Source organism: Cryobacterium sp. M96, assembly GCF_002929845.1.
Classification (GTDB): Bacteria; Actinomycetota; Actinomycetes; order Actinomycetales; family Microbacteriaceae; genus Cryobacterium; species Cryobacterium sandaracinum.
On sequence record NZ_PJJS01000050.1, the window covers coordinates 30,306 to 51,390 of the forward strand.

The following is a 21,085-nucleotide window of genomic DNA, read 5'->3' on the forward strand; positions in this document are numbered from 1 at the left end:
CCGCCGGCTTCAGCCTCGGTTGTTGTTGAGTTCGAAGACCTTGAGCAGCTCCGCGATGGCGGTCCCCCGAGCCTCGCCCCCGGCCTCGAACATCTCGGTCACGTGGGTTTGCAGGTGATTGTCCACCAGGAGCTTGTTGAGCGAGCCGAGCGACTTCTGGATTGACAGGGACTGCGTGAGGATGTCGATGCAGTAATCCTCGTTCTCGATCATCTTCTCCAAACCACGCATCTGACCCTCGAGGATGCGGGCACGGTGCAGGGCACGCCGTTTGATGTCGTCAATCATGGGTCTACAGTACCGCGATTCCAAATACCCCGGAGGGGTATTCTGTCGTCTGCCAGCGACGTCACCATCGCGTGCGACCACCTGGCGCCACGCCCGACGTCATCCGGCTGTCCCGACGCACCCTGCGCGTGATCAGGGGTACCCTGTTTTGCACCTTCTGCTACGGCCGGGCGGCGCTGCCGCTGGCCGTGTTCAACCTGATCAACCCGTTGATCTCCGCCGCAGCGATGGCGTTCTCCAGCCTGTTCGTGGTGCGCAACAGCCCGCGCCGGTGACGATCGCCACCGATGTCTTCGTGCATGGCGCGCAGATCTACGTCATCACCTACGAACAGGTCGACGTCACGCTCGACGTCACCGCCGGGGCACTCGGCCCGGCCGAGGGGCGCACTCCGGCCGTCGGGTTCGAGCCCGGCACCTTCGTGCCCCGCGACCAGTCGTTCACGGCGAACCCGTTCCCGGGTATCGGCCTCGCAGCGGCCCTGATCGGCCTGCTCGGCGCCGGTCTCGCCGTCGCCTCCCAGGCCACCCGCTGGCGGAACGCACCGGGTCGGCCGACCGTCGTCGCCGAGTACCTGCGGCCGCAGGGCATCAACCTGTGGCCGCAGGGCGTCAACCTGCTCATGGCGGGAAACGTGATGCGCACGAGCACCAAGGCCATGACCGCCCAGTTGCTCAGCTTCGCTGTGCGTGGCAATGTGCGGGTCCTGGAGGGGGAGGGCACAAAGCACTACCTGCTCGAGCTGCTGCACACCAGAGACCTCGACCCGGCCGAGCAGGCGGTGCTCCGGCTGCTGTTCCCGGGGCTGCACGCGGGCACGAGCCGCGACCTCAAGACGAAGGACACCAAGCTGGGCGCCGGGCTGGCCAAGCAGCTCCAGGCGGTCACCGAGCAGGTGCTGGCCGACGGGCTGCGGGAGAGGAAGGGTGGCCGGCTGCCCCGTTGGCTGCTCGTCGGCGCTGTGCTCACCGGCATTCTGACTCTGGTCGGCGTGAAGCTGTACATCGATATAGCCCAGGCCGAACAACTGCGAGTGCTGCAGAGCCCCGAGGGAGCGCTGAGGTCGCCCTACCGGCCGGACCCGGCATCCGTTCTCGGCCTGCCCGATCCGGGGCAGCCGGGGCAGGTGCTGAAGCTCTATGAGCACCTGCTGCCGTTCGCGGTGCTGTTCGGTCAGGAGAAGGAGTGGGCCCAGGTTCTCGGTGACCACTACGCCCGGAGTGACGCGCAGCCGGACTGGTACGCTGGGTTCGCTCCGTTCAACCCAGTCTGGTTCGCCGCCGGGTTGAGCTCGTTCACGAGCTCCACCTCGGCCTCCTGGTCGGGAAGCGCGTCGAGTTCCTCCATTTCCGGTTCGGGTGGAGGTGGCTCGGTCGGCGGTGGAGGCGGCGGCGGAGGAGGAGGCGTCTGATGGGCACCCCGGCCGAACCCACAGTCACACGTTCCGCTCTGGCCCCCGGTCTGCTCGGGGCGGTCATCCTGCTCGGCGGGCTCGCGCTGCTGGACTCCGAAAGTTTCATCATCATCCGTTACGCGGTCAGCATCCTCGCGATGATCCTCTGCGTCTTCGCTATCCAGGCGAAGGCCTGGCTGTGGTTGATCGGTCTCGTGCCGATCGCGGTGCTCTGGAACCCGATCGTGGTCATCGACCTGTCCGGCCGGGGCTGGGTGTCCGCCCAGTTCATCGCCGCGCTGGTCTTCATCCTCGTCGGGGTCGTCACCAAGGTGCCGGTGCATCGGGATTGACCAGCGGGCGTAGACTATACCCGCGTCGAAAAAGCCCGATTACCGTCTTGACCGCGCCGCTGCATCCCAAATGCCGGTGGCGCAAATAGGGTTGGCACGTTGCTCGATTCAGGCTTCGACGTATCGATCGCACCGGTGTCCACGGATGCCGCACCACGTCGAGCACGGCCTTTGTCTGCTGTGCTGCTGTGAAGTTGGAGAAGAATGGCTTACACCCGCCACCAGGCCGCCGGTTCGAACAACCGTGTTGCCGCGGAAGGTCGCGCTCGGCAGCGACCTCGTTCCCGCGACGATGACGCCCCCATCATTCCCATCCTCGCCCGCAAGGTGCGCGAGGTGGAGGCGAAGGCGCAGGTCGGCGCCAAGCTGGGCCCGACCAACCGCACCAAGTACCAGGTCATCGCGCTGCTCATGCGCGAGGAACGTGCCCGGGTCAAGGGCGACAAGGACCTCACCGACGCGAACCGCGCGGAACTGCTGAAACGCCTTGACGGCATCGCCCAGATCCTGGCGAAGACCGCGGCCCGCGACACCAGCCTGATCACCCTGCTGGAACCGGATGCCGGCGTGTCCACGGTCGCGCAGCGGTTCCGCCGCGACTGGCTGCTTGAGTCCGGCGCCGAACTCACCCCCGACGAACTGATCATCACCCGCGAGGCCGAGGCCAAGCCGGAAATTCCGGTCAACCAGGTCATCCCTCAGTCGGTCAAGGCTCGCCAGCTCGCCAACCCGTTCCTCGCGCCCGATTTCAGCGCCGCGACGGCCCAGCCGGTCGTCTCCGGCCGTCGCCTGGCCAATTGGGAACTCATCGGCCCGCTGTTCAAATCCTTCGAGTATGGTTCCGGCGGTCAGGCCGCCAGCATGGACCTGCCCGAGGCACCCCGCGTCGACCGGCTCTCGCCTCGCGGCATGGAGCTGATGCGCCACCAGGCCCGGTTCGTCGAAAGCGCGCGCCTGGGCCACCGCAGCTACCTGCTTGCCGACGAGCCGGGGCTCGGGAAGACGGCGCAGAGCCTGCTCGCGGCATCCGTCAGCGGGGCCTACCCGCTGTTGGCCATCGTTCCCAACGTCGTCAAGATGAACTGGGTGCGCGAGGTCGCACTGTGGACGCCGAACCGCCGGGCCACCGTCATCCACGGCGACGGCGACACGCTCGACGCCTTCGCCGATGTGGTCATCGTCAACTACGACGTGCTCGACCGGCACCGCACCTGGCTGGGCACCCTGGGCTTCAAGGGCATGGTCGTCGACGAGGCGCACTTTATCAAGAACCTGCAGTCGCAGCGCTCCAAGCACGTGCTGGCCCTGGCTGAGCAGATCCGGCGCCGCACGCCCGGCGGCAACCCGCTGCTGATGGCTCTGACCGGAACCCCGCTGATCAACGACGTCGACGACTTCCGGGCGATCTGGCAGTTCCTCGGTTGGCTCGACGGCGACAAGCCGGCCCCCAGACTCATGCAGAAGCTCGAAGCGATCGGGCTGACCCCGGCCGACTCCGGGTTCTACAGCGCCGCGCGTGCCGCGGTGATCGACCTCGGCATCGTGCGCCGCCGCAAGGTCGACGTCGCCGCCGACCTGCCGGCCAAGCGCATCGCCGACATCCCGGTCGAGCTGGACGACGACCTCGGCCGCTCCATCCGCCAGGCCGAGCGGGAGCTCGCCGCCCGCCTGGTCACCCGGTACCACTCCCTCGTCGCCGCCCGCCATCCGGGCCAGACGCCGCCCGTCCTCGAGGGAGAGCAGCGAGCCGCGTTCATCCGCGCGGTTGCCCACGCCGAACTTGAGGAGTCGAAGGGGCAGACGACCGGTGAGAACGTCTTCACCATGGTGCGCAAGATCGGCCAGGCCAAGGCCGCCCTCGCGGCAGACTACGCCGTGCAGCTGGCGCACTCGGTGGGCAAGGTCGTCTTCTTCGCCAAGCACATCGACGTGATGGATGCCGCCGAGGAGATCTTCGCCAAGCGCGGCCTGCGCACGGTCTCCCTGCGCGGCGACCAAAGCGCACTGGCCCGCCAGGCCGCCATCGACTCCTTCAACGATGACCAGGGGGTGGCCGTGGTGGTCTGTTCCCTCTCTGCCGCCGGAGTCGGCGTCAACCTCCAGGCCGCCTCCAACGTCGTGCTCGCCGAGCTCAGCTGGACTGCCGCCGAGCAGACACAGGCCATCGACCGGGTGCACCGCATCGGCCAGGACGAGCCGGTCACCGCGTGGCGGATCATCGCCGCCCACACCATTGACGCGCGCATCGCCGAACTCATCGGCAGCAAGCAGGGCCTCGCGGCCCGCGCCCTGGACGGCGCCGTCGACGAGATCTCGTCCGCCGATTCCGTGCAGGCCAGCGCCCTGATCTACCTGCTGACCCTGGCACTCGACGGGGAGTTGTAGAACGCGCCCCTCACCGGCGTGGATTTGAACCGGGCCTCGTTTGGGGTCCATCATTGAGTGGCGGCGGTGTGGGCGCCAATCTGATCACTTGTGCAACAAGGAGCAACGACAAATGAAAATTGGTATCCTCACCAGCGGCGGAGACTGCCCCGGCCTGAACGCGGTTATTCGCGGTTCCGTCCTTAAAGGCATCCGCGTCCTCGATGCCGAATTCGTCGGCATTCGCAACGGATGGAAAGGCCTGGTCGAGGGCGACTTTATGACTCTGGACCGGCACAGCGTGCGCGGTCTCTCCCGTCAGGGTGGCACCATCCTCGGTAGCTCCCGCACGAACCCGTTCGAGGGTGAAAACGGCGGCCCCATTAACATTCAGAAGACGATGGACGCGGAAGGAATCGACGCGATTATCGCCATCGGCGGCGAGGGCACCCTCACCGCGGCACGCCGACTGACGGATGCCGGACTTCAGATCGTCGGCGTTCCCAAGACCATCGACAACGACCTCGAAGCCACCGATTACTCATTCGGCTTCAACACCGCCGTCGAGATCGCCACCGAGGCCATCGACCGACTGCGCACCACAGCCGAATCCCACGGCCGCTGCATGATCGTCGAGGTCATGGGCCGCCACGTGGGCTGGATCGCCCTGCACTCCGGCATGGCCGGCGGCGCCCACGCCATCCTGATCCCGGAGCAGCCCCAGACCATCGAGCAGATCTGCGACTGGGTTATGCACGTGCGCGACCGCGGCCGCGCACCCGTGCTCGTCGTCTCCGAGGGCTTCAAGCTCGCCGGCATGGAGGAGGCGCTCTCGACCAAGGGCCTCGACGCGTTCAACCGCCCCCGCCTCGGCGGCATCAGCGAGATGATCGCCCCGATGATCGAGGAGCGCACGGGCATCGAATCCCGCGCCACCGTCCTCGGCCACACCCAGCGCGGCGGCGCTCCGTCGGCCTATGACCGGGTGCTCGCCACCCGCCTCGGCATGGCGGCCGTTGACGCCGTCTACGCCGGCCAGTGGGGCTCCATGGTTTCCCTGCGAGGCACCGACATGGAAATCGTCAGCATCGCGGAGGCGACCATCGGTCTAAAGACCGTGCCGCAGGCGCGCTACGACGAGGCCGCGGTGCTGTTCGGCTAAACCCGCACCAGGCGCTGAGGGGATCCGGATCGATTTCCGCCGATTGGCGGAGGTTCAACCGGGACCCCTTCGTGCGTTCCGGGACCGACTCAGGCGAGTTTGGCCTGAACCTGCGCCAGCGACGGGTTCGTCGCGCTGGAGCCGTCCGGAAAGAGGACTGTCGGGACCGTGCGGTTGCCGTTGTTCAGGCTCATCACCAGCTCGGACGTGCCGTCGACCTCCTCCACGTTGATCTCGGTGTAGGCGATGCCGGCCTTGACCAGCTGGGTCTTCAGGCGGGTGCAATAGCCGCACCAGGTCGTCGTGAACATGGTTATGGTTCCGGATTCCGGCACAAAGTTCATACTTGGATCCTAACAAACCGGCCTGAACGGGAGCAGGACCGTACCTCGTTACCATTGGTTCATGTCTCTTCCTCAGGTCTGCGTGGGCTACCTCACCCGGCGTTCTCCATCGGGGGACCTGCAGGTGCTGCTCGGCCGCAAGAAGAAAGGACTGGGCCGGGGCAACATCGTCGGCCTCGGCGGCAAGCTCGAGCCGGGGGAGTCGGCCGTGGAGGCGATGGTGCGGGAGATCGAGGAGGAGTCCGGCCTGGTCGTGGCGGCATCCGCCCTGACCCCGTTGGGTCTGCTGACCTACCTGTTTCCGCACCGGGAAGCCTGGAGCCAGGAATCGAGCGTGTTCGTCTGCACGCAGTGGAGCGGCACCCCGCGCGAGTCCGACGAGCTGAACCCGGTCTGGTTCGACGTGGCCGCGCTACCGGTGGACGAGATGTGGGACGACGCCCGGCACTGGCTGCCGGGGGTGCTCGCCGGCATTCCGGTGCGGGCCACCTACACCTTCGGCCCCGACTTGGCCACGGTGGTCGACCCGGTTTGAATTGACCTGCTTCCCCGGGAGTGTCAGGCTTATCACAGCGGTGCAGCTTGAGATAACCCCGGCTGTCGTACACTCAGAGGAAGACGCCGGTGGATTTCACCCTGATCGTTGCGCTTGTGATTGCGCTCGCACTGATTTTCGACTTCACCAACGGCTACCACGACACCGCAAACGCGATGGCAACCCCCATCGCGACCGGCGCCATGCGCCCGAAGGTCGCGGTGGGACTCGCCGCCATTCTGAACCTGGTCGGGGCTTTCCTCTCCACCGAGGTCGCCAGGACCATTTCCGGCGGCATCATCAACAAGGATGACGCCGGAGTTCAGATCACTCCCGAGATCATCTTTGCGGGCCTGATCGGCGCCATCGTTTGGAACCTCATCACCTGGCTGCGTGGCCTGCCGTCCAGCTCGAGCCACGCCCTGTTCGGCGGACTCATCGGCGCGACGATCATCGGCGTCGGCTCGCAGGCGGTCGCCCACGACGTCGTGCTGGCCAAGGTCATCCTGCCGGCACTGATCGCCCCGCTCACGGTGGGCATCGTCGCCTACCTCGCCACCAGGTTCGCCTACTTCATCACCCGGCGGGATTCCGGCAAGGCGGATGGCCGGGGCGGCTTCCGCTACGCGCAGATCATCTCCTCGTCGCTCGTTGCCCTCGCACACGGCACCAATGACGCCCAGAAGACCATGGGCGTCATCACCCTCACCCTGATCGCCGGCGGGATGCAGGACGTGGGCACCGGCCCGCAGCTGTGGGTCATCACCACCTGCGCGATCGCGATCGCGATCGGCACGTACACCGGCGGCTGGCGAATCATCCGGACCATGGGTCGCGGCCTCACCGACATCAAGCCGGCCCAGGGCTTCGCTGCGGAGACCAGCACCGCGGCCACCATCCTCGCGTCCAGCCAACTCGGCTTCGCGCTCTCCACCACGCAGGTCGCGTCTGGGTCGGTCATCGGCTCGGGCCTGGGCCGCCGCGGCTCGACCGTGCGCTGGGGGATGGCCGGCCAGATCGCGCTCGGCTGGGTGCTCACCCTGCCGGCGGCGGCCATCATGGGTGCCTTCGCGGCCGGACTCGCCCTGATCGGACCGATGGGCATCGTGCTCGACCTGGTGATCGGTTCCCTCGTCATCGCCGTGCTGTTTCGCCGGTCCCGCCAGAGCCGGGTCACGCACGACAACCTGCACGACATCGACGACGCCGGGCGGGTCGTGAAGATCCGGAAGACCCCCCGCAAGGCCTCCCGCACGGCCTCTCGCAAGGATCAGAAGAAGGTCGCGCTGTGATCGATTGGTCTGCGTTCCTCGTCGTCGCGCTCGCTTCTCTTTTCTCGTCCGCGGTCGTGGTGGGCCTGTATTCGCTCGGGCTGCGGTTGCTCACCACCTCCGGCCGTGTACCCGTGGTCGAACCGGCCGAATTCACGGGAGCCATCACCGTGCTCACCCCCAAGCGTGCGGCCAAGGAGGCCAAGCGCGCGCGCAAGGCCGCCGCCGGCCCACTGAGCCCTCTGCAGAAGCAGGTCGCCCTGATGGGCGCCTACGCCTGTTTCGTGCTCTGTAGCGCGGCCGTGCTCTACGGTGTCTACCTGATTGTGCCGGCCCTGCACCGCTGACCCGCTGCGTCCCTGTTCCGCTTCCCTCGCAGCGTTCCGTGCCGTAACGGGCGCTCTCGGTCGCCGCGCGGTAGCTGCGCCGCTGCGCTGGTGGCACGCCACGTGCGGAACGGCGCTGCACGCTCGCAACGCCGGATGACTGCGCGACCTGGTCCGTCAGGCTGGCGGCGCACCCCGTGGAGCTGGGTGCACGGTAGACGGTGCGCCGCGAGCCAGGACATGCGCCGCGAGCCACTACCTGCGGCGCTGCGGAGGGCCGCGGATGCTACCGTGCGGTGCCGCGCACCCGGGCCACCCACGTCATCAGGTGGTAGATCACGATGGCGGCGACCGTGCCGAGCGCGATGCCGTTGAAGCTGAGGCTGCCGGCCGAGAAGGTATAGTCGGCGATGCCGATGATCAGCGCGGTGGCCGCGGTGAACTGGTTGACCGGCTTGCTGAAGTCGACCTTGTTGTCGAGCCAGATCTTCACGCCGATGATGCCGATCAGGCCGTAGAGGGCCGTGGTGACGCCGCCGAGCACCCCCGCCGGGATCGTGTTGATGACCGCACCGATCTTGGGGGAGAGTCCGAGCAGCACCGCGGTGATGCCCGCGACCCAGTAGGCGGCCGTGGAGTAGATGCGGGTGGCCGCCATGACGCCGATGTTCTCGCCATAGGTGGTGGTGCCCGATCCGCCGCTGAAGCCGGCGAGCATCGTGGCCAGGCCGTCGGCCATCAGGGCGCGACCCGTGAAGCGGTTCACCGTCACATTCGTCATCTGGGCAACGCCCTTGATGTGGCCCACATTCTCGGCCACCAGCACGAGCACGACCGGCAGGAACGCCGGCAGCACGCCGAGGGCGGCGGACGGATCCGCGAACGGGTTCATCGCCGCGGTGAACTGGGGCAGGCCGATCCAGGCAGCCTCGCCCACCCCGCTGAAGTCGACCTCGCCGGCCACCACGGCGGCCACATAGCCCACGATCACGCCGATGAAGATGGACAGCCGGCCCAGGATGCCGCGGAACACCACGGTCGAGAGGATCACGGCGAGCAGGGTGATCAGCGCGGTGAGCGGGGCCAGCTCGAAGTTCGACTTGGCGACGGGAGCCAGGTTGAGGCCGATCAGGGCGACGATGGCCCCGGAGACGACGGGCGGCATCAATGCGTCGATCCAGCCGGTGCCGGTGAGCTGCACGATCACGCCGATCAGGGCCAGGAGTAGGCCGACGACGATGATGCCGAACAGGGCGCTGCCCATGCCCGCGCTCGCGGTCGCGGCGGTGATCGGCGCGATGAAGGCGAACGAGGAGCCGAGGTAACTGGGCAGCTTGTTGCGCGTGATTACCAGGAAAAGCAGGGTGCCGATGCCCGAGAAGAGCAGCGTTGTGCTGGGTGGGAAGCCCGTGAGCAGCGGTACCAGGAACGTGGCACCGAACATGGCGATGACGTGCTGGGTGCCGATCCCGATGGTCAGCGGCCAGTTCAGGCGCTCGCCGGGGCCGACGACATCCGTGGCTCCGACCGTTTTTCCGTCACCGTGCAGGGTCCAGGGCAGAGCCATGTGTTTCTCGTTTCCGTGTCGTACGTAATCCCGATGGTAGTGAACAATTAAGATCGGACGGTGAGACCATCCGTTCAGCCTCCCCAAGCAGAGCCACTCTCGGTGAGGATTGAATCCGGCTTGCTGCACGGAATCCGGGTGCGCGGGGTGCGCCAGTGGCGCGGGATTCCCTACGCGGCCGCCCCCGTGGACGAGCTCCGATTCCGCGCTCCGCAGCCGGCCGCGCCTTGGCCGGGCGAACGGGATGCAAGCTCCTTCGGCCCGGTCGCCACGCAGAGCCACCGCGGCCAGTTCATCGGCGCGAAACCGACGATCCCGCAAAGCGAGGACTGCCTCAACCTCAACGTGATCGCTCCCGATGAACCGGTCGACCCGCGGATGCTGCGGCCCGTCATGGTCTTCATCCACGGCGGCGCCTACAGCGTCGGGTCCTCGCGGGAGGTGCCCCGGCAGGGTGAGGGGCTCGTGCGGCGCGGCGGCATCGTCTATGTCAGCCTCAACTACCGGTTGGGGGCGCTTGGCTACATCGACTTCAGCCGTTACTCGACCGCGGAGCATGCCTTCGAGAGCAACCTCGGGCTGCGCGACCAGGTGGCTGCGCTCGGCTGGGTGCGGCGCAACATTCGCGCGTTCGGCGGCAACCCGGATGCCGTCACCCTCTTCGGCGAATCGGCCGGAGCCAACGCCGTGACCACCCTGATGACCGTCCCGGCCGCCGCCGGACTCTTCCAGCGCGCGATCGCGCAGAGCGCCCCACCGAACGCCGTCTATGCCCCCGATGTCACCGCCGAGTGGGCCACGGATTTTGTGCGGCTCCTGGCCCGGCGCACCGGGCAGGCCGACCCGACGAACTCGCCCACCACGGTGACGAATGCCGCTGCCCTGCTTCTGCAGGCCGACCCGGAACATCTGGCCGAGGCCACGAGCGACCTGACCCGGCGCGCCCCGGACCGGTACCCCGGCACGATCCCGCTCTCGCCCGTGATCGACGGCGACTTCCTGCCTGAACGACCTCTCGACGCCTTCCGCGACGGCCGTGCCCACCGGATTCCGCTGATCATCGGCACCAACTCGCGGGAAGGTTCGCTGTTCAGTGGGCGCATCGACATCCTCGCCACGACGCCCGGGCGCATCCGCGCCGTGTTCGCGAACACCAAGAAGAAGGCTCGCACGCGCCTGCGGGCGCAGTACCCCGGGATACCCGCGCTGCGGCCCGCCCTCGATTTCGGTGGTGATTTTTCTTTCTGGTACCCGAGCGTGCGCGTGGGCGAACGGCACTCCCGGTATGCCCCGGTGCGCTTCTACCGCTTCGATGCCGCGCCGCGCCTGGTGCGTTTGATGGGGCTCGACGCTACGCACGGCCTCGAGCTGTTCCCGCTGTTCGACCGGCTCGACGGCTGGTTCGGCCGCGGCATGACCGCGCTCGGCGGTCGCCGCGACTTCCAGCGGATCGGTGCCCGGATGCAGGGTTGGTGGCTCAGTTTCGCGGCCTCCGGGGTGCCGGATGCGGCCTGGCCGCTCTACGACGAGGCCGAGCGCCTGACCCTGGTCATCGACGCCGTCGACCGTGTCGAGTCCGACCCGCGCGGGGACCGCCGCCGGGCCTGGGACGCCTTCGTGCCGCACATCTGAGCTCGGCGTGCCACAGCCCGGAAGCCCGGCCGGTTGCCTCCGCGGGCCGTCCTCGCCCAGCCCCGCGGAATCGGCCCGCGCTCCGGGGCCGTAAACTGAGGAACTGAGAATCAGCTGAGTCGGACACCAGGAGCACCCCATTTCTGAAACAGAGACCCACACGTCATCCACGCCTGCCCCCAAGCCGGACGCCCCGGCGGGCACGAACCCGGGGCTCAAGTCCCGCATCGATCGGTACTTCGAAATAACCCGGCGCGGCTCCACCTACGGCCGAGAAATCCGCGGCGGTCTGGTGACGTTCGTCACGATGGCCTACATCGTGATCCTCAACCCGCTCATCCTCGGCGGCTTCAGCGCCGACCAGGCCGCGGTCGACGTGGCCGGCGGATGGCTGCCCAACGGCCAGGTTGCCGCGGTCACCGCCCTCACCGCCGGCGTCATGACCATCCTGTTCGGCGCCGTCGCCCGGCTTCCCTTCGGTTTCGCCGCGGGCCTCGGCATCAACTCCTTCCTGGCCGTGAGCGTCGTCGGCCAGGTGACCTGGCCGGAGGCCATGGGCCTCGTGGTCATCAACGGGCTCATCATCGTGCTGCTCGCCTCCACCGGCCTACGCGAGCTCATTTTCAACGCCGTGCCGCGCCAGCTGAAGATCGCCATCACGGTCGGCATCGGCCTGTTCATCGCCTTCATCGGCCTGGTCGACTCCGGCTTCGTGCGCGCGAGCGGCGCCGCGTCGCCGCCCGTGCAGCTCGGCGACAACGGCTCCGTCGTGAGCCTGCCGACCGCCGTGTTCGTGCTCGGCCTGATCATTCTCGGCATCCTGGTCGCCCGCAAGGTGAAGGCGGCCCTCCTGATCGGAATCGTCGCCACCACGCTGATCGCGGTGGTCCTCGAGGCGATTTTCAAGGTCGGGCCGTCATTCGGGCAGAACCCCGACGGTTGGAACCTGAACGCTCCGGTACTGCCGACCTCCATCGTCTCGCTGCCCGACCTGAGCCTCGTCGGACAGGTCAGCTTCGGCGCCTTCGACCGGATCGGCATGCTGGCCGCGTCGATGCTTGTTTTCACGCTCGTCTTCACGAACTTCTTCGACGCCATGGGCACCATGACCGGCCTGGCCAGCGAGGCCGATGTGGCCGACGAGAAGGGCAACTTCCCGCGCCTGAAATCCGCCCTGATCGTCGAGGGCGTCGGCGCCGTCGTCGGCGGTGCCACCTCTGCCTCGTCGAACACGGTGTTCATCGAGTCCGGTGCCGGCATCGGCGAGGGTGCTCGCACGGGACTGGCCAACATCGTCACGGGACTGCTGTTCCTCGCGGCCATGTTCTTCACCCCGCTCACCCAGATCGTGCCGCTCGAGGTGGCCGCGGCCGCCCTCGTGATCGTCGGCGCGATGATGGTGTCCCAGATCCGATTCATCGACTTCACGGAGTTCTCCATCGTGCTACCGGTATTCCTCACGATCATCGTGATGCCGCTGACCTACTCGATCGCCAACGGAATCGGGGCCGGCTTCATCACCTGGGTGCTGGTGCGTTCGTTCTCGGGGAAGGCGCGCGAGATCAGCCCGTTGCTCTGGGTGGTCGCGGCCGGCTTCCTGGTCTTCTTCGTGCGCGGCCCGATCGAGGTTCTGTTCGGCGCGTGACCGTGTGGCCGCCCCCGGCCCGATTCGGGGGCTAACCCCATGGGTGCCAGAACGGATGCTCCGTAGTGTCGTTGGGAGAGCGGCATCCGTCGCTCCCCATCGAAACGGAGAACCGCCCATGTCAACCATCGCTCCCGACCAGGCCCCGGTCTACACTGCCGAGCCCGTACCCCCGCGGAGCAGCACTCTGGCCGTGTCGAGCCTCGTGCTCGGCCTTGTGTCGATCGTCGCCGGCTGGACCTTCCTCGTGCCCATTGCCGGCCTGGTCGTCGGCATCCTCGCCCTCGGACGGGAACCGCAGGCGCGCACCCTGGCGATCTGGGGCATCGTGCTCAACGCGGTGCTGCTGGCCGGCTCGCTGCTGCTCGTGCTGCTGGCGCTGGCCCTCGGCCTGCTGGCGCTGCCGTTCGCGTTCTTGATCTGACCTCGATCTGGCCCGGCGCGGCCTCGCGCTACTCCAGGAAGCCGCGCAGGAGCAGGGCGGTGCCGGCCAGATGCTCGGCCATCGCCTGTGCGGCGGCGTCGGGCCGACCGGTCAGGATCGCGGTCACGATCTGCTCGTGCTGCCGGTCCGAGTGTGCGATGTTCGGTCCGAGTGACGGGATGTTGTCGAGCAGTTCGTTGATCCGCATCCGCACTTCGGCCAGCAGCGGCACGAGCGACGGTGAGCCGGCCAGCTCGCCGATGGTGAGGTGCAGCCTGGAGTCCAGTCGGCGGTAGTCCTCGCCGGTGGCGCCGATCGAGTCGGCCAGGCTGTTCCACAGCACTTCCCGTTCGCCGGGCGACAGGGTGCGCGCGGCGGCATGCCGGGCGGCGCCCTCCTCCAAGATTTCCCGGAGCGCGAGCGCGTCCTCGATCTCGGCCACGGAGATGTCCCGGCGCGCCGGCAGTCCACGCTCGTGGCCTCGGCCGGGCGTCTGCTGGGGCAACGAATCGTTGACGAAGGTGCCGCCGTAGCGACCGCGTCGGGAGACCAGATAGCCGGCCTCGGCCAGGGATGCGATCGCATCCCGCAGCGTGTCCCGACTCACGGCGAGCATGGCGGAGAGTTCGCGTTCGGCCGGCAGTCGTTCGCCGGGCGCGACGAGTCCCAGCCGCACGGTCTGCAGCAGCCGCTGCACGGTCTCCTCGAAGGCGTTGCCACTGTGCACGGGGCGCAGCAGCAGTCCACTGTCGAGCCCGGGCTGTTCGTCGTCGATCACTGTTCTGGTCCTGGCTCCTGGTCGAACTTCCAGTCCATCACGGTTTCCGCACCCTCCCGCACCGCTACATCGGCGTCACGTAGGCCGAGCTGATGCCGCCGTCGACCAGGAACGTGGAGCCCGTGATGAACGAGGAGTCATCGCTGGCCAGGAACGCGACCGCGGCCGCGAGCTCCTCGGGTTCCGCGAACCGGCCGACTGGGATGTGCACCAGCCGCCGGGCCGCGCGCTCCGGGTCCTTCGCGAATAGCTCTTGCAGTAGCGGGGTGTTCACCGGGCCGGGGCAAAGGGCGTTGACCCGGATGCCCTGGCGCGCGAACTGCACGCCCAGCTCGCGGCTGAGCGCGAGCACGCCGCCCTTCGAGGCGGTGTAGGAGATCTGACTGGTCGCGGAGCCGAGCACGGCCACGAACGAGGCCGTGTTGATGATCGACCCGCGGCCCTGCTTCACCATGTAGCGCAGGGCGGACCGGCAGCACAGGTACACCGACTTCAGGTTGACGTCCTGCACCCGTTGCCAGGCCGGTAGCTCGGTCGTCTCGATCGAGTCGTCGTCGGGCGGGGAGATCCCGGCATTGTTGAACGCGATGTCGACGGAGCCGTAGGTGAGATAGGCGGTGTCGAAGAGGTTGTTGACCTCGCCCTCGTCGGTGACATCCACCTTGACGAAGAGGCAGTCGAGCTGGTCGGCCGCCGCGAGCCCCGCCGCCTCGTCGAGGTCGCCGATCACAACCGTTGCTCCTTCCGCGGCGAACCGTTTCGCCGTGGCCAGGCCGATGCCGCTGGCACCGCCTGTGATCACGGCGACCCGGCCCGCGAGCCGCTGGGTGAGGTCGATGGGGGTGAGGGTGCTCATGCTGGCTCCTTGGGGTTCGTCTGAGGGTGTGGCGTCTAGTCGACGGCGATGAAGACGTTCTTGGTCTCGGTGAACGACAACGGGGCGTCCGGGCCCAGTTCCCGGCCGAGGCCCGACTGCTTGAAGCCGCCGAATGGAGTCGTGTAGCGCACGGAGGAGTGCGAGTTGACGGACAGATTGCCGGATTCCACGGCCCGCGCCACTCGGATCGCCCGGCCCACGTCGCGGGTCCAGATCGATCCGGAGAGGCCGTAGTCGGTGTCATTGGCGAGGTTCACGGCGTCGTCTTCACCGTCGAACGGCAGCACGGTGACGACGGGTCCGAAGATCTCGTCGGTGACGCAACGGTCCGTGCGGGAGTCCGGGGTGAGCACGGTCGGCGGGAACCAGAAACCCGGTCCGGTCGGGGCGCTGCCCCGGAAGGCCACGGGGGAGCCCTCAGGCACATAGGCCGAGACCGCGGCGTGGTGCGCGGCCGAGACGAGCGGGCCCATCTCGGTGCTCTCGTCGGCGGGATCACCCACCCGCACACCGGCGACGGCCGGCTCGAGCAGCTCGAGAAATCGGTCGTAGACGCTCCGCTCCACCAGGATGCGGCTACGGGCGCAGCAGTCCTGGCCGGCGTTCTCGAACACCCCGGAGGGTGCGGTGGCGGCGGCCTTCTCCAGGTTGGAGTCGGCGAACACGATGTTGGCGCTCTTGCCGCCGAGTTCCAGGGTGACCCGTTTGACCTGGGCGGCGCAGCCGGCCATGATCCGCTTGCCGACATCCGTCGACCCGGTGAAGACGACCTTCCGCACTTGGGGGTGCGTCACGAACCGTTCGCCGACCACCGATCCGCGGCCCGGCAGCACCTGGAACAGCCCCTCGGGCAGGCCGGCCTCCCGGGCGAGTACGCCCAGATGGATGCTGGAGAGCGGCGTCCACTCCGCCGGCTTCAGCAACACCGCGTTGCCAGCCGCGAGGGCGGGAGCGAAACCCCAGGCCGCGATCGTCATCGGGAAGTTCCACGGGGTGATGATGCCGACCACACCCAGCGGTTCCTGGAAGGTCACGTCGAGACCGCCGGACACCGGGATCTGCCGCCCGAAGAGTCGCTCGGGGGCGGCCGAGTAGTAAGTCAGCACGTCGCGCACATGGCCGGCCTCCCAGCGCGCCTGCATGATCGGATGCCCCGAGTTGGCCATCTCGATGCGGGCCAGGTTCTCCCGGTCCCCGTCCACGGCCTCCGCGAAGCGGCGCAGAACGGCAGCCTTGTCGGCTGGCGCCACCCGGGACCAGAGCCGCTGCGCGGCCACCGCCCGGGAGACGGCCTCATCGGTCGCATCCGTGTCGAGGTGTTCGACCACGGATACTGGGGTCTCGTCGGCCGGGTTGATCACGGTGTAGCTGCTCACAGGGTGTCCCTTTCCTGATCGTGGTCGTGGTCGTGGTCGTGGTCACGGGCCGCCCGGTAGCGGGCGGCCGCGTCGACGAGGCCCGCGAAGAGACGTAGGTCGTCGTGCTGTTCCGGATGCCACTGCACGGCCAGCCCGAACGGGACATCGGTGAGTTCCACGGCCTGCACGACCCCGTCGTGAGTGCGTGCGGACACGGTGAGGCCGGCGCCGATCCGGTCGATGGACTGGTGGTGGTAGACGGGAACGGGAAGCGGCACGTCCAGGGCGTCGAGCAGCCCGTGCAGCCGCGACTCGGGTTCCACGTGCACGTCCACGATGTTGAAGACGCCGCCGCCGGCCTGGTAGCCGCCGTGGCCCACGACGTCGGGCAGGTGCTGGTGCAGGGTGCCGCCCTGTGCGATGTTGAGCATCTGGGCGCCGCGGCAGATGCCGAGCAGCGGCAGCTCCCGGTCGATGGCCCGGTGGATCAGCTCATGCTCCCAGGCGTCACGGTCCCGCCGCGGCTCGTCGGTTTTCGTGTGGGCGGCCTGACCGTAACGCGCCGGATCGACGTCCTTGCCGCCGGTGATGACCAGGCCGTCGAGGCCGTCGAGCACCCGGTCGGCAATGGCCGCGTCCACGGGCTGCGGCGGCAGCAGCACGGCGATGCCGCCCGCGCGGATGACCGAGTCGAAATAGGCCTGGGGCAGGAAGGCGGCCGGCACGTCCCAGACACCGGTCTGGGACTGCTCGAGATAGGTGGTCAGGCCGATCACGGGGCGCGGGTCGGCACCGGGGCGCGGTGCGGTGCCGGGGTCAGAGGCGCTCAAAGCCGCGCACCCGCTCCCAGTCGGTCACCGCCGCGTCATAGGCTTCCAGCTCGATCCGCGCGTTGTTGAGGTAGTGATCGACGACCTCGTCGCCGAATGCCTCCCGGGCGATCGTGGATGTCGCGAACAGCGCTGTGGCCTCCCGCAGCGAGGCCGGCACCCGCTCGGCGCCGCTCTCGTAGGCGTTGCCGACGAAGGCATCGTCGAGTTCGAGTTCGTTCTCGATGCCGTAGAGGCCGGCCGCGATCAGCGCGGCCACGGCCAGGTACTGGTTCACGTCGCCGCCGGGCACTCGGTTCTCCACCCGCAGGCCGAGGCCGGCCCCCACCACGCGCAGGGCGCACGTGCGGTTATCGAGCCCCCAGGCGATCGCTGTCGGCGCGAAGCTGCCGCTGACATAGCGCTTGTAGGAGTTGATGTTCGGTGCCGAGAACAGGGTCAGCTCGCGCATCACCGCGAGCTGGCCGGCGAGAAAGTGACGGAACAGCGTCGACATGCCGTGATCGGCATCCTTGTCGGCGAAGACCGCGGATCCGTCGGTGCCGCGCAGGCTGATGTGGATGTGGCAGCTGTTGCCCTCCCGCTCATTGAACTTGGCCATGAAGGTCAGGCTCTTGCCGTGGGCATCCGCGATCTCCTTGGCGCCGTTCTTGTAGATGGAGTGGTTGTCGCACGTGGCCAGGGCGTCGGTGTAGCGGAACGCGATCTCCTGCTGGCCCAGGTTGCACTCACCCTTGACGCCCTCGCAGTACATGCCGGCGCCGTCCATGGCGTTACGGATGTCCCGCAGTAACGGTTCCATCCGGGTGGATGCGAGCAGCGCATAGTCGATGTTGTAATCGCTGGCGGGGGTCAGGTCGCGGTAGCCCTTCTTCCACGCCTCCCGGTAGCCGTCGTCGAAGACGATGAACTCCAGCTCGGTGCCGACATAGGGCACCAGCCCGCGGTCGGCCAGCCGGGCCAGCTGGGTTTTCAGGATCTGGCGGGGCGACGCCACGACGGGTGACTTGTCGAGCCACCGCAGGTCCGCGGTGACGAGGGCGGCCCCGGGCAGCCAGGGCGCGCGTCGCAGCGTGGCGAGGTCGGGGATCATGGCCATGTCGCCGTAGCCGCGTCGCCAGCTCGACATCTCATAGCCGTCCACCGTGTTCATCTCCACGTCGACGGCCAGCAGATAGTTGCAGCACTCCGCGCCGTGGCCGGCCACGTCGTCCAGGAAGAGCCGCGCGGAAACCCGCTTGCCCACCAGCCGCCCCTGCATATCGGTGAATGCGACGACGACGGTGTCGATGTCGCCGCCGAGAACCAGGGAGGTGAGGTCCTCAAGCGAGAGATTTCCGGAGCGGGGTGTCATTAACTTCTCCTCATCGAGCCGGTCAAAGGGTGAACATTCGACCATTAGACCACAGATCGAGCGCGGCGTAACGGCCAATTTTTGTTCCGCTCGACTCAGGAATCGGGCACGTAAAGGTATGTACAAGCCACCATTGGAGCCCTATAGTCATGCCAACGTAAACTCCCGGAGTTGCCGCTCGATCGCTGAGTTGCGCAACCAGAGCGCAAAGGAATCCAGGATGTCCAAAGACACCTTGAACGTCTCGGGCGTGACCTACACGACGGCAGAGGCAGGGTACTTCGAGAAACGCAAGCTCCGCCGCAGCGCCGGGATCTGGGGGCTGTGGGGACTCGCCGTCGCCGCGGTCATCTCCGGCGATTTCTCGGGCTGGAACTTCGGCATCGATTTCGCCGGATTCGGCGGAATGCTGATCGCCTTCGCCCTCTTGATCGTCATGTACTACGGCATGATCTTCGCGATCGGGGAGATGGCGTCGGCCATGCCGCACACGGGCGGCGCCTATTCCTTCGCCCGGGCGGCGCTCGGGCCCTGGGGCGGTTTCGTCACCGGCCTGGCCGAGACCATCGAGTATGTCGCGACCACCGCCGTGATCGTGTACTTCTCGGCGTCCTACGCCGACGGCATCACGAGTGAGCTGCTCGGAGTCTCACTGCCCGCCTGGGCGTGGTGGGCCATCCTCTACGCCGTATTCATCGGCCTGAACTCGGCCGGCGCCGCGATCTCGTTCAAATTCGCGATCGTGGTCTCGATCATCTCCATCGGCATCCTGCTGGTGTTCTCGGCAATGGCGGCCTTCTCCGGGCTCTTCAGTGTGGACAACCTCTTCGATATCGCCCCGGAGGCCGGCCAGTCCGAGTTCCTGCCCTTCGGCGTGGTGCCGATCCTGTTCGCCCTGCCCTACGCCATGTGGTTCTTCCTCGGAATTGAGGAGCTGCCGCTGGCCGCGGAGGAATCCCACGACCCGGTGCGGGACATCCCGCGAGCCGGTCTGATCGCCCGCACGACCCTGATCGTGACCGGGCTCCTGGTGCTGGTGCTCAACACCGGGATAGTCGGGGCCTCGAACATCGCCACCGCCGGGGAGCCACTGCTCGACGGCTTTCGGGCGATGGTCGGCGACGAGGCGGCCGCTGTGCTGGCCCTGTTCGCCCTGGTCGGACTGCTGGCCTCCCTGCAGGGCATCATGTTCGCTTACGGGCGCAACATGTACTCCCTGTCGCGGGCCGGCTATTACCCGAAATTCCTCTCCCTGACCGGCCGCCGCCAGACTCCGGCGGTGGCGCTGCTCGTGGGGGCCCTGATCGGCTTCGTGGCCCTGATCCTCGTCGACTCGCTCGGCGGCGCCGGCGGCGTGGCCGGGGCGATCGTGCTCAACATCGCCGTTTGGGGAGCCGTGATCGCCTACATCCTGCAGATGATCTCGTTCGTCGTGTTGCGCCGAAAGTACCCGAATGCGAACCGGCCCTACCGCAGCCCGTGGGGCGTACCCGGGGCGGTGATCGCGGGCATCCTCTCGCTGGCGATCTTCTTCGGGTTCTTCATCAACGAGCCGGCCCGCCCGGCCATCGCGGCCATCGCCGTGGTCTACGTGGTCATGCTGCTGATCTTCGCGCTCTACGGGCGCAAGCGCCTCGTGCTCTCCCCGGAGGAAGAATACGCGGTGTCCGGCGGCCTGCACGGCGACCCGCAGAAGGAAGGCTACGGCGGCGCCGTGGAGGAGCAACTGCTCGCTCTCGACGGCCGGGACGACCAGCGCGCGCCGTAGCCGAACGAGTTTCGATCGCTTGGTTGGGTCGCCCTCCGCGGGTCAGAACTGACGCACCCGCGTGGACGCTGTTCAGCACAGGCGGAGCGACCTGCCGGTGTTGAACCAATTCGACGGAGATTCTCGAGGAAAACGGCCATTTCGACGTGGTGAGGTCCGTTTTCGGCAGAATCTCCGTCGAAATCATTCGGGCTGCGGGGCGGGAGCGCTACCGTGACGCCATGTGCCTCTGGGAGCGGCGTTCCCGCGGCCGACCGGGTTCCGCGCCGGCCGCTCGGCCGGCAGGGAACCCGGCCGATGCGATGGTGCTGCGCGACCACACCCTCCCCGACCGGGACTGGACGGTGCTGCCCGCAGGCAGCCGCGCCTTCTGGTTCCCGGCGCCGAGCGGGAACCTCGCCGCCTTCGAGCTGGGCGACCCGGCCGCTCCGAGAAGCGTGCTGCTGCCCGGCGCGACCGGCTCCAAGGAAGACTTCGTGCTGTTGGCCCCGCTGCTGGCCGACGCCGGCTACTTCGTGCAGAGCCACGACCTGGCCGGGCACTACCAGGCGTGCGCGGCCGGGCCCGGCGGCACCGAACCCTGGGACTACGCCCCGTTCGTGGCCGACCTGATCGTGTTCCCCGACGCAGGGCCCACCCCGGTGCACGTGCTCGGCTACTCGATCGCCGGGATCGTCGCGGAGCTGGCCCTCGCCGCGCTTTACCGGGCGGCTGGCTGATCAGGCGGGCCGATTCGGCAGGCTGATCCGGCTGGTAGCAGGCTGAACCGGAGGTTGGCCGGCCGGCTGAACCGGAGGCCGGCGGGCTGATTCGATG

21 protein-coding genes are annotated in these 21,085 nt (G+C 67.9%); 13 read left to right on the forward strand and 8 right to left on the reverse strand.

What is annotated here, in order from left to right:
- Positions 1 to 9: 9 nt before the first annotated feature.
- Positions 10 to 288 (reverse strand): metal-sensitive transcriptional regulator, encoded by a 279-nt coding sequence (locus CXY79_RS10360; protein ID WP_104101060.1) that lies wholly within the window; start codon positions 286 to 288, stop codon positions 10 to 12.
- Between the two features lie 71 nt (positions 289 to 359).
- Between CXY79_RS10360 and CXY79_RS16000 the strand changes: the two genes are divergently transcribed.
- The 5 genes from CXY79_RS16000 to CXY79_RS10380 all read left to right on the forward strand — a co-directional run bounded on the left by CXY79_RS16000 (position 360) and on the right by CXY79_RS10380 (position 5,560).
- On the forward strand, positions 360 to 563 hold the full coding sequence (locus tag CXY79_RS16000) for a hypothetical protein (protein WP_158250270.1): 204 nt from the start codon (positions 360 to 362) through the stop codon (positions 561 to 563).
- Positions 560 to 1,699: a DUF2207 domain-containing protein gene (locus CXY79_RS10365; RefSeq protein WP_158250271.1), complete on the forward strand. Its 1,140-nt coding sequence runs from the start codon at positions 560 to 562 to the stop codon at positions 1,697 to 1,699. The genes CXY79_RS16000 and CXY79_RS10365 overlap by 4 nt, the downstream gene beginning before the upstream one ends.
- A complete protein-coding gene (locus tag CXY79_RS10370; RefSeq protein WP_104101062.1) occupies positions 1,699 to 2,034 on the forward strand; it encodes a DUF6804 family protein in 336 nt (111 codons plus the stop codon). Before CXY79_RS10365 ends, CXY79_RS10370 begins: the two co-directional genes overlap by 1 nt.
- A gap of 204 nt (positions 2,035 to 2,238) precedes the next feature.
- On the forward strand, positions 2,239 to 4,419 hold the full coding sequence (locus tag CXY79_RS10375) for a DEAD/DEAH box helicase (protein WP_104101063.1): 2,181 nt from the start codon (positions 2,239 to 2,241) through the stop codon (positions 4,417 to 4,419).
- Positions 4,420 to 4,531: 112 nt separating this feature from the next.
- A complete protein-coding gene (locus CXY79_RS10380; protein WP_104101064.1) occupies positions 4,532 to 5,560 on the forward strand; it encodes a 6-phosphofructokinase in 1,029 nt (342 codons plus the stop codon).
- An 89-nt stretch (positions 5,561 to 5,649) separates the two neighbouring features.
- Here CXY79_RS10380 and CXY79_RS10385 read toward each other — a convergent pair whose 3' ends face one another.
- The gene (locus CXY79_RS10385) at positions 5,650 to 5,904 is read right to left on the reverse strand and encodes a mycoredoxin (protein ID WP_104101065.1); all 255 of its coding nucleotides are present in this window, start codon (positions 5,902 to 5,904) and stop codon (positions 5,650 to 5,652) included.
- A 61-nt stretch (positions 5,905 to 5,965) separates the two neighbouring features.
- Here CXY79_RS10385 and CXY79_RS10390 point away from each other — a divergent pair, with 61 nt between their 5' ends.
- From CXY79_RS10390 to CXY79_RS10400, 3 genes are all read left to right on the forward strand, one after another.
- Positions 5,966 to 6,439, forward strand: a complete 474-nt coding sequence (locus tag CXY79_RS10390) for an 8-oxo-dGTP diphosphatase (RefSeq protein WP_104101066.1) — start codon at positions 5,966 to 5,968, stop codon at positions 6,437 to 6,439.
- 89 nt (positions 6,440 to 6,528) lie between these two features.
- Complete coding sequence (locus tag CXY79_RS10395; protein ID WP_104101067.1) at positions 6,529 to 7,731, forward strand: inorganic phosphate transporter; 1,203 nt, start codon at positions 6,529 to 6,531, stop codon at positions 7,729 to 7,731.
- Positions 7,728 to 8,057, forward strand: a complete 330-nt coding sequence (locus CXY79_RS10400) for a peptidase (protein WP_104101068.1) — start codon at positions 7,728 to 7,730, stop codon at positions 8,055 to 8,057. Before CXY79_RS10395 ends, CXY79_RS10400 begins: the two co-directional genes overlap by 4 nt.
- Positions 8,058 to 8,322: 265 nt before the next feature.
- On the opposite strand, the gene CXY79_RS10405 is transcribed toward CXY79_RS10400, so the two are convergent.
- Positions 8,323 to 9,603, reverse strand: coding sequence for a uracil-xanthine permease family protein (locus tag CXY79_RS10405; RefSeq protein WP_104101069.1), 1,281 nt, complete (start codon positions 9,601 to 9,603; stop codon positions 8,323 to 8,325).
- Positions 9,604 to 9,705: 102 nt separating this feature from the next.
- Here CXY79_RS10405 and CXY79_RS10410 point away from each other — a divergent pair, with 102 nt between their 5' ends.
- The 3 genes from CXY79_RS10410 (at position 9,706) to CXY79_RS10420 (ending at position 13,304) form a co-directional block, all read left to right on the forward strand.
- On the forward strand, positions 9,706 to 11,235 hold the full coding sequence (locus tag CXY79_RS10410; protein ID WP_233191408.1) for a carboxylesterase/lipase family protein: 1,530 nt from the start codon (positions 9,706 to 9,708) through the stop codon (positions 11,233 to 11,235).
- A gap of 139 nt (positions 11,236 to 11,374) precedes the next feature.
- A complete protein-coding gene (locus CXY79_RS10415; protein WP_104101071.1) occupies positions 11,375 to 12,880 on the forward strand; it encodes an NCS2 family permease in 1,506 nt (501 codons plus the stop codon).
- 118 nt (positions 12,881 to 12,998) lie between these two features.
- Positions 12,999 to 13,304, forward strand: coding sequence for a hypothetical protein (locus tag CXY79_RS10420; RefSeq protein ID WP_233191409.1), 306 nt, complete (start codon positions 12,999 to 13,001; stop codon positions 13,302 to 13,304).
- 28 nt (positions 13,305 to 13,332) lie between these two features.
- Here the strand turns inward: CXY79_RS10420 and CXY79_RS10425 are convergent, their stop codons facing one another.
- From CXY79_RS10425 to CXY79_RS10445, 5 genes are all read right to left on the reverse strand, one after another.
- Positions 13,333 to 14,079, reverse strand: a complete 747-nt coding sequence (locus tag CXY79_RS10425) for a FadR/GntR family transcriptional regulator (protein ID WP_104101273.1) — start codon at positions 14,077 to 14,079, stop codon at positions 13,333 to 13,335.
- A 67-nt stretch (positions 14,080 to 14,146) separates the two neighbouring features.
- A complete protein-coding gene (locus tag CXY79_RS10430) occupies positions 14,147 to 14,938 on the reverse strand; it encodes a 3-oxoacyl-ACP reductase (RefSeq protein ID WP_166784834.1) in 792 nt (263 codons plus the stop codon).
- 35 nt (positions 14,939 to 14,973) lie between these two features.
- Complete coding sequence (locus tag CXY79_RS10435) at positions 14,974 to 16,335, reverse strand: aldehyde dehydrogenase (protein ID WP_104101072.1); 1,362 nt, start codon at positions 16,333 to 16,335, stop codon at positions 14,974 to 14,976.
- The gene (locus tag CXY79_RS10440; RefSeq protein ID WP_198412254.1) at positions 16,332 to 17,147 is read right to left on the reverse strand and encodes a gamma-glutamyl-gamma-aminobutyrate hydrolase family protein; all 816 of its coding nucleotides are present in this window, start codon (positions 17,145 to 17,147) and stop codon (positions 16,332 to 16,334) included. Before CXY79_RS10440 ends, CXY79_RS10435 begins: the two co-directional genes overlap by 4 nt.
- A complete protein-coding gene (locus CXY79_RS10445) occupies positions 17,134 to 18,501 on the reverse strand; it encodes a glutamine synthetase family protein (RefSeq protein ID WP_104101073.1) in 1,368 nt (455 codons plus the stop codon). Before CXY79_RS10445 ends, CXY79_RS10440 begins: the two co-directional genes overlap by 14 nt.
- A 220-nt stretch (positions 18,502 to 18,721) precedes the next feature.
- Between CXY79_RS10445 and CXY79_RS10450 the strand changes: the two genes are divergently transcribed.
- On the forward strand, positions 18,722 to 20,269 hold the full coding sequence (locus tag CXY79_RS10450; protein WP_104101074.1) for an amino acid permease: 1,548 nt from the start codon (positions 18,722 to 18,724) through the stop codon (positions 20,267 to 20,269).
- Between the two features lie 221 nt (positions 20,270 to 20,490).
- Positions 20,491 to 20,988 (forward strand): hypothetical protein, encoded by a 498-nt coding sequence (locus CXY79_RS10455; RefSeq protein ID WP_146068126.1) that lies wholly within the window; start codon positions 20,491 to 20,493, stop codon positions 20,986 to 20,988.
- Positions 20,989 to 21,085 lie beyond the last annotated feature (97 nt).